11 protein-coding genes are annotated in these 13634 nt (G+C 56.8%); 7 read left to right on the top strand and 4 right to left on the bottom strand.

Annotated elements, in window-relative coordinates; translation table 11 throughout:
• Positions 1-173: 173 nt before the first annotated feature.
• The 6 genes from V5N12_RS15740 to V5N12_RS15715 all read left to right on the top strand — a co-directional run bounded on the left by V5N12_RS15740 (position 174) and on the right by V5N12_RS15715 (position 6334).
• Positions 174-1895 (top strand): ABC transporter substrate-binding protein, encoded by a 1722-nt coding sequence (locus V5N12_RS15740; protein ID WP_332900180.1) that lies wholly within the window; start codon positions 174-176, stop codon positions 1893-1895.
• Between the two features lie 111 nt (positions 1896-2006).
• On the top strand, positions 2007-2969 hold the full coding sequence (locus tag V5N12_RS15735; protein WP_442904989.1) for an ABC transporter permease: 963 nt from the start codon (positions 2007-2009) through the stop codon (positions 2967-2969).
• A 1-nt stretch (position 2970) separates the two neighbouring features.
• The gene (locus V5N12_RS15730; protein ID WP_442904988.1) at positions 2971-3969 is read left to right on the top strand and encodes an ABC transporter permease; all 999 of its coding nucleotides are present in this window, start codon (positions 2971-2973) and stop codon (positions 3967-3969) included.
• Positions 3959-4999, top strand: a complete 1041-nt coding sequence (locus V5N12_RS15725) for an ABC transporter ATP-binding protein (RefSeq protein ID WP_332900177.1) — start codon at positions 3959-3961, stop codon at positions 4997-4999. Before V5N12_RS15730 ends, V5N12_RS15725 begins: the two co-directional genes overlap by 11 nt.
• On the top strand, positions 4992-6125 hold the full coding sequence (locus V5N12_RS15720) for an ABC transporter ATP-binding protein (protein ID WP_332900176.1): 1134 nt from the start codon (positions 4992-4994) through the stop codon (positions 6123-6125). Before V5N12_RS15725 ends, V5N12_RS15720 begins: the two co-directional genes overlap by 8 nt.
• Positions 6122-6334 carry a hypothetical protein gene (locus V5N12_RS15715; RefSeq protein ID WP_332900175.1) on the top strand — a complete coding sequence of 71 codons (213 nt, stop codon included), beginning with the start codon at positions 6122-6124 and terminating at the stop codon, positions 6332-6334. Before V5N12_RS15720 ends, V5N12_RS15715 begins: the two co-directional genes overlap by 4 nt.
• 91 nt (positions 6335-6425) lie before the next feature.
• On the opposite strand, the gene V5N12_RS15710 is transcribed toward V5N12_RS15715, so the two are convergent.
• Both V5N12_RS15710 and V5N12_RS15705 read right to left on the bottom strand, forming a co-directional pair.
• Positions 6426-7754, bottom strand: coding sequence for an MATE family efflux transporter (locus tag V5N12_RS15710; protein WP_332900174.1), 1329 nt, complete (start codon positions 7752-7754; stop codon positions 6426-6428).
• Positions 7755-8374: 620 nt separating this feature from the next.
• Positions 8375-9166, bottom strand: a complete 792-nt coding sequence (locus V5N12_RS15705; RefSeq protein WP_332900173.1) for an IclR family transcriptional regulator — start codon at positions 9164-9166, stop codon at positions 8375-8377.
• 252 nt (positions 9167-9418) lie between these two features.
• Here V5N12_RS15705 and V5N12_RS15700 point away from each other — a divergent pair, with 252 nt between their 5' ends.
• The gene (locus tag V5N12_RS15700; RefSeq protein ID WP_332900172.1) at positions 9419-10555 is read left to right on the top strand and encodes a thiolase family protein; all 1137 of its coding nucleotides are present in this window, start codon (positions 9419-9421) and stop codon (positions 10553-10555) included.
• A 50-nt stretch (positions 10556-10605) separates the two neighbouring features.
• Here the strand turns inward: V5N12_RS15700 and V5N12_RS15695 are convergent, their stop codons facing one another.
• Both V5N12_RS15695 and V5N12_RS15690 read right to left on the bottom strand, forming a co-directional pair.
• Positions 10606-11745 (bottom strand): acyl-CoA dehydrogenase family protein, encoded by a 1140-nt coding sequence (locus tag V5N12_RS15695; protein ID WP_332900171.1) that lies wholly within the window; start codon positions 11743-11745, stop codon positions 10606-10608.
• 111 nt (positions 11746-11856) lie between these two features.
• Positions 11857-13410, bottom strand: coding sequence for a long-chain-fatty-acid--CoA ligase (locus V5N12_RS15690; protein WP_332900170.1), 1554 nt, complete (start codon positions 13408-13410; stop codon positions 11857-11859).
• Positions 13411-13634: the final 224 nt, after the last annotated feature.

Raw genomic sequence — 13634 nt, 5'->3', positions numbered from 1 at the left:
TAGTTTCCAGCCAGTTCCAACAAGAACCAGAGGATTAGACACCTGAAACACTCGTCTCCATCGTTTTCCAAAGGCTATAAGGAACATTGACAATATTGACAATAATGAATAGATTTAAATGATGGTGGTCCTTTGGATGGATTGTCAAACGTTGGCAATAGGTAAGCATACACATGGCTAGAGACATCATCGAGTACGACATCAATCGACGACAGTTCCTTGCAATGACCAGTGCACTCACGGGTGCATCGCTTGCTGGGTGCGCGGGTGATTCGGGAGGCAACGGTGGCGAAGGAAGTGACAATGGCAGTGGTTCTGGCTCCGCAGGTGGGACAGTTCGGCTAAACGTTGCAATTGCCTCAGAGCCGTGGAACTTCGACCCGGCGTTGTGGGCTGACACGGGCTCGAGTGCGATTGGGAGTCTGATCTACGACGAAGTGATCGAGCTAACTCCCGACTCGGAGCTCGCACCAGGACTCGTCAAAGAGGTACCGAAGCCGACAAACGACGGACTTGCGTTCGACTACACGCTCCGTGATGGTTTGCAGTTCCACAACGGAGACGACGTGACCGTCGAGGATTTCAAATATTCCGTCGACTGGATTCTGAATCCCGACAACAACTCCCCGATTCGACGCCGGATTCCGAACGTTGAAGGGACAGAGATCGTGGATGACCGGACGCTCCGGATGAATCTGACGACCGAGTTCTCCACCCTCAATTGGTGGCTGACTCGGGGACTCGAAGGAATCGTCCAGAAGGGGTCTCGTGGCTCTGCCAGTGAACGAGAAGGGCCGACAGGAATCGCAACGAACCTCACGACCGACCCGAGTGGTGCCGGCACTGGCCCCTTCGAATTCGTCGAGTGGAACACAAACGAGAACGTGCTTCTGAAAAAGAACGAGAATTACTGGAAGGACGGCATTCCGAAGGTCGACGAGATCAACTTCCAGATCATGCCGGAGGATTCGACGAGGTTGGCAAATCTCCGATCTGGAACCACCGACCTGACGACCTCGATTCCAGACAAGGACTTCGAGTCGCTGCAAAACGACCCAAACATCAAAACGGGAACAGTCCCGGGGAACACGACCGAAGTGCTCTACATGAACCTCATGGAAGCGGACGGAAACCCGATGTCCAACGTCAACAACCGCCGGGCAGTCCAGTGGGGCATTGACGCAGAAGAAATCTTAGACGAGATTTTCTACGGGAGAGGTGTTGCCCAGCATGGGCTCTGGTACCCGGACAGCGAGTGGACGTCGCCCAAGCTGAAGGAGATGGAGATGTACGACCCCGACAAGGCCCGGCAAGAACTTGAGAAGGCCGGCAACCCCGACGGGTTCACCTTCGAGATGCTCGTCACGAAGGGCTCTCATCTCAAAGACCAGGGTGTCGTCATCCAGAACCAGCTCTCGAAGATTGGCATCGACGTCGAAATCACCACGCTCGAGAAGTCCGCACTGTTCGACCAGGTGTACAACACGACGACGTGGCACGCAGCCTTGGAGAACTGGACGAACGCCGTCCCTGTCGTAACTTACTGGCTCAGCACTGGGTTCGTTCCAAACGACCGTAACCACAACAACTGGCACCACGCGTCTCCCGACCTGCCAGACCGATACGCACCAAGTGGACCGCCAGCGCCGGAAGACGCCGAAGGTGACTTCTCTAACGGACACGACTGGTACGTCCAAACGGTGAAGAAAGCCCAACGGACGGTTGATGAACAAGAACAAAAAGAGATTGTCTACCGGCTGCAGGAGTACCTCGTCGAAAATGCGATCCAGCTCGACATCGCTTACTCGAGTCGGCTTGCTGCATGGAGTGATGAGGCGTCCGGCTACGAGATGGGTTCATTCTCGTCTGATCTTCGGCCCGTGACAAAGAATTGATAATCCAGGGTAATCCACAAAAAGAGTCATTATCAATCATCTGCAAGCGATTGACGTCACAACCATGGAACTCATTACCAACATTTTGTTTCATACATTGAACCTATGAGCATCGGACGATTTATCCTCAAACGATTATTGTTGATCATACCGGTACTGTTCGGTGTGAGTGTGAGCGTATTCGGCTTGCTCCACATCGCACCGGGGGGTCCGGCAGCGGTCATGCTGGGGCCGCTCCAGAACGAACAGATCATTCAACAGGTACGCCAACAGCTCGGACTGAACCAGCCGTTTTACATCCAGTACTGGCTGTGGGCAAGCAGCGCGATTCAAGGTGATCTTGGTACCTCGTGGACTGTCCAGCAGGGGACGCCTGTCGTGACGTTGATCAAAAGCCGCCTTTTGCTCACGTTCGAACTCGCTCTCCTCGCCCAATTTCTCGCCGTACTCATTGGAATCCCGGCAGGAATCATCGGTGCGGTTCGACAGAATAAACCCGCAGACCACCTGTCTCGTATCGGGGCGCTTTCGGGCATCTCGATTCCGAACTTCTGGTTAGGCATCGTCCTGATCATGGTGTTCGGCGTCACCTTCAACTTCGATTGGGGGACGGGCGGCTGGATATCACCGTTCGAAGATCCGATTGCAAACCTTCAGCATCTCCTCCTCCCAGTCATCGCGCTCGGAACTGCTCGGGCAGCGATTATCCAGCGTATGACTCGGTCTGAGATGCTCGAAACGCTCAATCAAGACTACGTTCGGACGGCCCGAGCTATGGGAATTGGCGAAGTCGAAGTTGTGCTGAAAGACGCGACGAAAAACGCACTCATCCCCGTTGTAACCGTTATCGGAATTGGAATCGGTGGATTGCTGAATGGTGCAGTTCTGACAGAGACAGTGTTCAATCTTCCCGGACTTGGAAAGTTGTTTATCACTGCGATTGCCCGCCGGGACTTTGAGGTTATCCGTGCACTGGTATTGTTCATCACGTGTGTGTTCGTCTTCGCAAACCTGAGCGTGGACGTCCTCTATGCGTACCTCAATCCGAAAATCCGCGAAGATGGAGGGAACTGAGATGGCTACAAAAGAGACACGCACGATGGAGCAAGAACCGAAGACCAGTGAACACCGAAGCCAGTTCGAACAGTTTTGGCGGGAGTTCCGGAAGAACCGTCTTTCGATAGTCGGCGCGGTAATCATCGGTCTTACCCTCTTTGCTGCGATTTTCGCGCCGGTCATCGCACCACACGACCCTGCCACCCAGTTCGATGCCCCCGACGGAGAGCATAATCCGCTCCCACCGGGCTCTACATTGCTCGTTGAGGGTGAGTCGAACGCAGAGATTACAGCGTATCTGGGGACGGACAATCACGGTCGCGATCTCCTTTCGAGGATGATCTTCGGGCTTCGGACGCTCATGATGATCTCGATTGGCGTCAATCTGGTCGCGATGACCGTTGGCATCACTCTGGGTGCGATTGCGGGTTACCTGGGTAATTCTTGGGTAGACGAGACCATCATGCGAGCGATGGACATCATCCTCTCGTTCCCGAGTCTGATCTTAGCCATCGCGATTATCGGTATCCTCGGCGCTGGCAAGACAGATTACGGGTGGGTTGTCGTTCCAAACCTCGCGAAAATAATCTTCGTCATCGGGTTCGCGTACATTCCGAGATTCGCACGGGTGATGCGGAGTGCGGTGCTCAAAGAGATGGAAGAAGACTACGTGGACGCGGCAAAGTCACTCGGTGCGAGCAATTCACACATCCTCACTCGTGACATCCTCGTCAATACCATCCCAATTGTCGTCGTCCAAGCGACGCTCTACATGGCGACTGCAGTGTTGGCGAGTGCGGGGCTGTCATTCCTTGGACTCGGCTTACAGCCACCGACCGCGAGCCTCGGACTGATGTTGTCGAACGCGCGGAGCTTCGTCTACAGCGGCCAGTGGTGGTACCCAGTCTTCCCGGGATTGGCGCTCATGATCATCATCCTTGGGTTCAACCTACTCGGTGACGGACTGCGTGACGCCCTCGACCCACGGTATTCTCAGGAGGGTTCCAATGACCAGTAAACCGATACTCGAAGTCGAGAATTTGGTCACCCAGTTCCACACAGAGGAAGGAGTCGTCAAAGCGGTTGACGGCAACTCCTTCACCCTACATAAGGGTGAAGTACTGGGTATCGTCGGTGAATCCGGCTCTGGAAAGAGTGTCACCGCGATGTCGGTCATGCGACTCATCGACGAACCGGGATACATCAAAGAAGGAACCGTCCGGTACAAAGGAGAGGATTTGCTAACGAAGAGTAAGGCGGAGATGCGACAGATTCGCGGCAACGACATCGCAATGATGTTCCAAGACCCGATGACATCGCTGAACCCCGTCTACACGATCGGAAGTCAGATCTCTCGGGTCATTCGCAAACACACAGACGCAACGAAAGCGACGGCTCGAGAGCGGACAATTGAACTCCTCAGTGACGTTGGGATTCCCGAACCTGCGGCCCGCGTCGATGACTATCCACACCAATTCTCTGGTGGAATGCGCCAGCGAGTTCTCCTCGCGATGGCCATCTCCTGTGACCCGGATATTCTCATCGCCGACGAACCGACGACGGCACTCGACGTCACCATTGAGGCACAGATATTCGACCTCATCGACCGACTTCAGGAAAAGTACGGGATGAGTGTCATTCTCATCACACACGACTTGGGAGTCGTCGCGGGAAGTTGCGACAGGGTTGCCGTCGTCTACGCAGGCCGTATCGTCGAGCGGGCAGGGGTACACGACCTCTTCAAATCTCCGCGCCATCCCTACACACGAGGATTGATGCGGTCGATTCCGAACCTCCGGTCGAACGAGAGCAGACTGACACCTATCGAGGGTCGAATTCCAGACTTGACCGCCCTGCCGACTGGGTGTTCGTTCCACCCCCGGTGTGTCCACGCGACAGAGGAGTGTTCACAGACGGATCCCGACCTACGTGAGGTTGAGGCGGGGCGTGAAGCCGCCTGTATCCACGCCCTTGGCTACAATCAAGCGACGATGACTCAAAGCTCAAATAATTCGGCAACGACGGATGGAGGTGTCTCCAATGACTAACCGCGACACGATAATGAGCGTCCATGGTCTCACGAAGCATTTCACACAGAACGACAGCTTCATCGACAGGTTGTTCGGTGCGACGCAGACGGTCAAAGCAGTCCAAGACGTCTCATTCGAGATCAGTCACGGAGAGACGATTGGGCTCGTCGGTGAGTCTGGCTCTGGCAAATCGACCACTGCTCGAAGCATTCTTCAACTCGATGAACCCACCGCTGGTACCGTCACGTACGATGGAACAGACGTGACTTCGCTCACGTCAAAGGAACTCAAGCAGTTCCGAAAGCGTATCCAGATGGTGTTTCAGGACCCTGCTTCGAGTCTCAATCGACGAAAGAGCGTCGGTCAGATCATTCGACAACCGATGCAGATTCACGGCCTGTACAAGGGCGAACGCGACGAACGCGTCGAGGAACTCATGGAACAAGTCGGCCTCTCACCCGAGTACTCAAACCGGTATCCTCACGAGTTTTCCGGCGGACAGCGCCAACGCGTGGGCATCGCGCGTGCACTCGCTGTCGAACCGGAGTTTCTCGTGTGCGACGAACCCGTTTCGGCGCTCGACGTCTCGATCCAAGCGCAGATCCTCAACCTACTCAAAGACCTCCAAGTGGAGTACGACCTCACTATCTTGTTCATTGCCCACGACCTCTCAGTCATAAGGCATGTCTGTGACCGAGTCGCGGTGATGTACCTCGGTGAAATCGTCGAGATAGCAGAGACGGAACAGCTGTTTGCGAACCCACAGCACCCATACACTCGAGCACTGCTCAAAGCGATTCCAGAACCAGACCCGGAACTCGCACAGCAGCGAGAACCACTTTCGGGTGAGGTACCGTCACCTATCGACCCACCGAAAGGATGCTCGTTCCATCCACGCTGTCCGGAGGCGACCGAAGAGTGTCGCTCTATCGACCCGGACCTAGAACAGGTCGACGGCGCGACAGTCGGTCACGAAACCGCGTGCATCCACGTCGGTTCGTTCGGTGAAGATGGGGGTATTACGCTCGAATCGGCATCCAGAGACCGGTACGCGCCGGAGAACTTCCTGCACGAAAACGGAGCCATTGAGACCACGTCACCTGAGAATGAGGGAGCGTTTACTACCACGGGGGCAAACGAATGATTCGAGTGCAGGACACCCTCCAGTCGCTGGTTCCGCTACTGCTGACGTTCTTGCTCGTCCTGGCATACCAGTCGATAATCTCGACGGTGTTGACGGGCGTCCTTGCGTTCGTTGTGACGGTTGTGCTCTCAATTGCAACATGGTACGTCATCTGTCGCGTCGCGTTCGATAGCGACGGTCGCCTCGCTCTCGGAAAACGGCCCTTCTGAGGAGACAACTAACTCTTGGTGCTAATTTTTCCGCGCTGTTCGAGTTGTGATCACAATTGGGCAAGGACATTGATGACGACAGCGTAGGTTCTCAATCTGCTGTCGAGGCTCGGTCGGCCATCAATTGTTCTGCTCTCTCGGCCCAATCACCACAGAGAAAGCCCGCACTCACAACGAGTGCCCACCAGACGTACGTGAGAACGATTCCAAGATAGACCGCAGAGAGTCCGTACCCAAGCCAGAAACCGGCGAGGTAACTGAAGCAAAGCATGAAGCCGAAGGTTCCGGTGAACCGAGCGTAGAATGGCGTCCGCGTATCGCTTGCGCCTTGGAGTGCTCCTGCCATCGGGAAGAAGACTCCGAAGAAGAACATCGAAATCCCGGAGATGCGCGTGAAGGTAACGGCGTACCCAAGCGTTTCCGGGTCTGCTGTGAATATGCTCGAAAGCGGTTCTGCCATGATCCAGATTGAAGTGCCAACGACCCCGAGCGTGAGTGCGCTGAGAGCTGTGATGGCCAAGCCCGAAAAGCGGGCGTCGGCCGGCTTTCCCGCACCAAGTCTCTGCCCGACGATAATGCTCGCAGCGACGCTGTACGAACGGTACAGGGGGCCTGCTATCTGTTGGTAGATTCGCCGTCCGATATGGTATGCGGCACTCACTTCTGTCCCAAAGACAAGTAACAAGGCGTTGAACGGAAAATTTGCGACAGATGTACTCATTCCCTCCGCGAAGTTGGGGAGAGAAACTGCGACCAGTTGCTTCGTAACAGTGGCGTCTCGTGGTCGCCTGAGCGACAGTTCAGTTCGGTTACTCCCTATCATTCCGAGTATCGCCACGCACTCAAGCCCGCGGCTAAACGCAGTTGCAAGCCCGACACCCACGATACCAAGCCGCGGGAGCCCCACGAGTCCGAGTCCCAATCCGACAGTTGCGAAGATGTTGACGACGTTCGCGAGCCCGTTTACCACGAGCGGTGTTCGCGTATCACCGGTCCCCTGCAAGGTGCGTGCGCCAACCAACGCAACGATTCGGAGCGGTGCGGCTGCAAAAACGAGCGTGAGATAGCTGGCTCCCATCCTCACGACTTCCAGTTCGGCGCCGAGAACTGCGATGAGGGCGTCCGCCAGGGTGAACCCAATGACGACGATCGGGAGGCCGACCAGAAATCCGATGAGTAGCGCTTGGGTCGCGGCTTGATCACGGGTTTTCGCGTCGCCCCGAGCGGTATCTTGACTTGAGAGAGCAATCCCACCAGTCCCTAGTGCACGCCCGATTCGGAACGGAACCTGCGCATATAGGTCGGCCAACCCGATAGCAGCGACCGCCGCCGGCGAGAAGAATCCCGTCACGACGATATCGATTGAACGCATCAGCGTGTTGAGAAACTGTTGAACCACGATTGGCCAGGACAGTGCCATCACGGACTGCCAGGTAGCGACAACTCTGTCCCGCGGTTTGGACATTCGTACATCACCAACAACTAACGAGAGAAAGAATGTGTCGGTCGCGGTGATTCTGAAGGGGTACTACCTACATAGGTTACATCAGGAATCGTTTCAGCAAACAAAGCAGGTATCGACAATACCTCCAATCACGTACCATGACACTGACGACGATTCAATGCAGTACTACCGTGAAAGACCTCCTTGAGAAAGTCGATAATCACGGGTCAAACTGACGAACATCCAGTGAGCCTGCTCGCTAACTTCTCGTAGATTGTGGGCATCCCGTGCCGTGACATCACCGAAGAGTTCCTCTCGGATCTCTACGTTCTCTCTTGTGAGTGCGCGCGTACGATCGACGAACTGAATTCTATCTCAATTTCAATTATCGCTGGAACCTCTCGATATTGTCTAGCATCCCAAAAAACCCGTGAGAGAATGCTACTCGTCTATTACTGTGAGTATAGATATCCTGAACAAGGTTGCTCAGAGTAGACATACACAACTAAAAACCGGTGGATGAGCCACTCAAGCCATAACTCCTCTACTCTCTGTCGGTTCGATCTATAATTATCATAATACCAAACGCCACTGCGCTACATGTGCGTGAGGTTCAATTCGAGTTCATTCACGACACTCCGAAGGAGTTCGGGGAGCTCGCCATCGAGGCGGTCTTGGTTCATTCGATGGGTCGGACCGGCGACGGCAAAGGCACCGAGGACGTTCCTATCTGGGGCCATGAGCGGAACTGCCACCGCGCGCAACCCCTTCGTGCTCTCCTCGTTGTTGTACGAATAACCACGCTCACGGATGGCTTCGAGGTCGTCCAACAGTTCATCCTCGTCAACGATTGTTCCCTTGGTGGCCCGTGGGAGCCCGTTTCTCGCAATCAGGTCGCAGACGCGCTCGTTCGAAAACTGTGAGAGAATCGCTTTTCCCGCAGCGGTTTGATGGATGTGGAAGCGTTTGCCAACGCGCCCCTTCGTGAGCACGCCTCGTCGCCCCGTCTCGCGAAAGAGAACCACTGCTCGCCCGTGCTCTTCTGTGGTAAACTGGGCTGTCTCTTCTGTTTCTTCTGCCACTTCGCGGAGCTTTTCTTTGATGATGCGGGATCCTTCGATCTGATGTCGGACATACGCACCAACGTCAAGAAATCGGAGACCGAGATGGTAATGGTCGGCTTTCTTGGTCACGAGGTCGTGTGCCACCAGCGTAGTGAGATGCTTATACACCGAGCTTTTCGAGAGCCCTGTCGCGTTTGCGAGTTCGGTCACTCGCGCCCCTTTCCGTTTCTGTAGCTCTGTAATGATGGCGAACGTATTGTCCAAACTTTTCAGTGTTTGGGGGCTATTCCCACCCATCCCCGACCCGGAATTTTCGTTTTCCATGCGTGAAACACTTGTTCTGACCGGTTATATATAAAGTTCACTCATGCGAGAATTCATTAGGCGACATCACTGTCGCGGTGCGCGATATATCGCCCTGTCCAAATGGTTATTAGTCCCACCTCCAATTCGTGAATACATGTGTGAGACTGTGTGTCTCGAAAGAGACCTACGTACGACGCCTCGTGTTACTCGCGAGTCCTCCCGAGAACGGTTCGATAACTTGGCTCCTGCGGTAGCCCTCGAGTGATTTCTATGGAGGAAAACCAACCCGTCATCGTCAGCGCGGTGCGGACGCCACAGGGCAAACACGGCGGCGTGTTCGCAGAGGTGCGAAGCGAAGATCTGTCGATACCGCTCGTAAACGAGATGCTTGCCCAGACCGGGCTCAGCGGAGAACAGGTCGATGACCTCCGCTGGGGGTGCGCCCAACAAGAGGGCGAACAGAGCAACAACATCGCCCGCGTCATCGCACTGCTCTCAGACCTCGGTCAGACCGTCCCGGCGACGACCATCGACCGGCTCTGTGCCTCCTCGGCGGAAGCCATCATCTCCGCCTCGGACGCCATCCGGGCGGGCCAACGCGACTGTATCATCGCCGGCGGTGTCGAGTCGATGACTCGCGTGTCGCGCCAGTACGGCATCGGCAACTATCCGGGCATCGCTGCTAATTGGAACCCAGACGACCTCGAGATGGGTGCGACCGCAGAGGCCGTCGCAGAACGCTACGACATCTCGCGTGCAGCGCAGGACGCCTACGGCGCGCGCTCTCAGCAACGGGCGTGTGCTGCCACCGAAGAAGGCAAATTCGACGACGAAATCGTCCCCATCGACAACGGCGAGGAGAAAATCACGAAAGACGAGGGCCTGCGCCCGGGGACGACCGCAGAGAAACTCGCTGGCCTCCCGCCCGCGTTCAAAGAAGGTGGGACGGTTCATGCAGGCAACGCCTCTCAGCTCTCGGATGGTGCCGCTGGCGTTTTGGTCACCTCCCGCGCCTTCGCCGAGGAACACGACCTCGACATCCTCGCGGAAGTCGGCAACAACAGCGTCGCCGGTGTCGACCCCGAAGTGATGGGGATTGGCCCTATCCCGGCGTGCAAGGAACTGTTCGAACGCTCTGGGACGACTGCGGCAGACTACGACCTCGTCGAGTTGAACGAGGCCTTTGCCAGCCAGACGCTCTACTGTCAGCGCGAACTCGGTTTCGACGACGACAGCTTCAACGTAAACGGCGGCGCAATCGCGATTGGCCACCCGCTCGGTGCAAGCGGTGCACGCCTTCCGGTCACGCTCATCCACGAGATGCACCGTCGGGGTGCAGAGCGCGGGTTGGCGACAGAATGTGTGGGCTACGGCCAGGGTGCGGCCATCGAGTTCTTCCTGCCCTGACCGGTGGCACCGCTTTTCTCTCGCACGTCACGAAAAAATAGGCCGACCGCTTAGAGCAGCTGTTTCGCGATGATGGTCTTCTGTATCTCGCTCGTTCCTTCGTAGATCTTGGTGATGCGAGCGTCACGGTAGAAGCGCTCGACGGGGTGGTCTGAGACGTAACCTGCGCCGCCGTGGACCTGGATGGCCTCGTCTGCGACCTCGACAGAGCGCTCTGAGGCGAACAGCTTCGCCATACTCGAAAAGCGTGAGGCGAGGTCTTGGTCACCTTCTTCGACCGCGGTTGCCGCTCTGTAGACGAGCGAGCGGGCAGCCTCGACGTTCGTCGCCATCTCTGCGAGTTTGTGGCTGATAGCCTGGAACTCAGAGATTGGCTTGCCGAACTGCTCACGCTCTCCGGCGTAGTCGAGTGCGGCATCGAGTGCGCCCTGTCCCGCGCCGACGGCCTGTGCAGCGACGTTCGTTCGCCCCGAGGCGAAAAACTCCATCAGTTGGTAGAAGCCTTCGTTCACCTCGCCGATGACGTTCTCCTCGGAGATGCGCACGTCTGAGAGGCGAAGTTCTGCGAGGTCGGAGGCGCGGATGCCGAGTTTGTTGTCGATTTTATCGGCGGAGAGACCCTCGACGTCGGTGGGGACGAGGAAGGCGGTGATGCCACGATGCCCCGCGTCGGGGTCGGTTTTGGCCATGACGACGGCCACGTCAGCCACGGTACCGTTCGTAATCCACATCTTGTTCCCGTTGAGGACGTACTCGTCGCCGTCCTTCTCTGCGCGCGTCTCGATGCCTGCCACGTTCGACCCGTGGGCTGGCTCGGAGATGGCGCTCGCAGAGGCGGACTCTCCGGCGGCGATTTTCGGGAGCCACTCTTCTTTCATCCACTCGGACCCGAACTCAATGATCATGTCCGTCCCGAAGCCGGCAGAGCCCACCGCAGAGCCGATGCCGGGGTCTGCGCGCCACAACTCTTCGGTCACGAGGACCGACGAGAGCTTGTCCATTCCCGCCCCGCCGTATTCGAGCGGGATGTTCGGTGCCACAAAGTCGAACTGTGCGGCCTTTTTGCGGATGGCTTCTGGGTATTTCTTTTGCTCGTCGTGCTCGCGGGCGACGGGGACGATCTCGTTCTCGCCGAACTCCCGGACTGCCTGCCGGATAGCTCGATGCTCGTCTGAAAGGCTGAACGCCATTACACCTTACTCACAGATACACTGTTAAGAAAATTCCGACGGTCGTATCAAATGAGTCACACCCGATGGCGATACTTGCCACAGATTGCCGTCTGTGTGGCGTCGTAGTGTCTACTCCTTGCTGAGTTCAAACTTCTGCACCTTGCCGGTCGTCGTGCGAGGGAGTTCCTCGACGATGGCAACCTGGCGGGGGTGTTTGTACGCCGCGAGGTGTTCGAGGCAGTACGATTTGAGTTCTTCTGCGGTTGCCTCAGCACCGCTCGCAAGGACGACGAATGCTTTCACGGTCTCGCCGCGGCGTTCGTCAGGAATCCCCGCGACGGCCGCCTCCGCAACCGCAGGGTGCTCGTAAAGCAGTTCTTCTATCTCACGTGGATAGACGTTGTATCCACCGGTGACGATCATGTGTTTGTCGCGGTCGACGACGTAGAAGTAGTCGTCTTCGTCCCAGTAGCCAAGGTCGCCGGTGTGGAACCAGCGTGTCCCGTCTTCCTCGGTGAACGCCTGCTCGTTCGCCTCGGGGAGGCCGTAGTACCCAAGCATCACGTTCGGGCCGCTCACGACGAGCTCGCCGACGTGGGCGTCGAGATCCACCTCGTTTGTGTCAACCGGCCCACGCTCGACGCGGGGACGCGTTTCGAAGTCAGAACCGACGATTTTCGAGGAGACGCCGTCGAGCGTTCGACCGATGCTCCCTTTGCGGCGGGCACCGGGTTTGTTGGCGTGCGTCGTCGGGCTGGTCTCTGTGAGGCCGTAGCCCTCATACAGTGCGACATTGAACCGTTCTTCGAAGCGTTCCAGCACCTCGATTGGCAGGCTGGCCCCGCCCGAGTTGACGAACCGAAGCGACGTGAGGTCGAACTCGTCTGCGTTCGGTTGGTTTATCATGTCGTTGAACATCGCCGGAACGCCGTACATCACTGTGAGCCGTTCGCTATCGATGGTCTCCATCACCGTTTGAGCGTCCCATTCGACGATTGGATAGTACGCCGCGCCGTTGATGATGGCCGCGTTCATCACAGCGGACATGCCATAGATGTGAAAGAGCGGAAGGGTCCCGAGGAGTTTATCCGCAGAATGAATTCCTCCATCGAGTAGCTCTGCGTTCACCCGGCTGGTCCAGGCGAGGTTGTGGTGGGAGAGGAGGACGCCTTTTGGGGTGCCGGTCGTCCCCGACGTGTAGGGTTGGCAGGCGACGTCGTCGTCGGCTCGCTCGACGGCCGGAATGGTGTGGTCGGCGAGGAACGCCTCGAAATCGGTTGCGTTTGCGGCCGGCTCGCCAACGCTCACGACGTGTTCGACGGCGGTATCTGCGATGATTTCCTCGACAGCTGCGGTGTTCTCAGCGAGGGTCACGACTGCGCGTGCCTCGCTGTCTGCGAGGAGGTGCTCGATTTCGCGGGCTTTGTATTGTGGGTTCATCGGAACCACAACGCCGCCGGCTCGCAGCGTCCCATAGAAGGCGGTGACGAACGCCGGAAGATTCGGCAGGTAGATGGCGACACGGTCGTCCGCACCAATGCCCCGCTCTGAGAGCGCGGCGGCGAATTGACCGGTTCGCTCCCACAGTGTTTCGTAGGTCATCGACTCCTCTTCGAAGACGATGGCGGTTGCCTCGGGCATGGCCTCCACGGTGTCGCTGAAGTCAGTAACGAGGTTTGTCATCCGTTATCGACGTGATGGGAAGTGGCATGATAAGCGTTCCTCTCGCTGGAGTCGGTTGCGCTCACCACCTGTATGCGTCGTGTCTCTGAGGCAACCTCTCTCCACCGTTTCGAAAATTTTGGGGCAATCAGTGCATTGATATACTATCATTTTGTAACGGAATAACATGAATGACGATAGCAGACAGTCCCACAGCGGACGGCGTAGGTTTCTAAAGACGACGG

It is taken from the genome of Haladaptatus sp. CMSO5, assembly GCF_036689885.1.
In the GTDB taxonomy this organism is placed as follows: domain Archaea; phylum Halobacteriota; class Halobacteria; order Halobacteriales; family Halococcaceae; genus QDMS2.
This window is presented reverse-complemented; position numbering and strand designations above follow the sequence as displayed.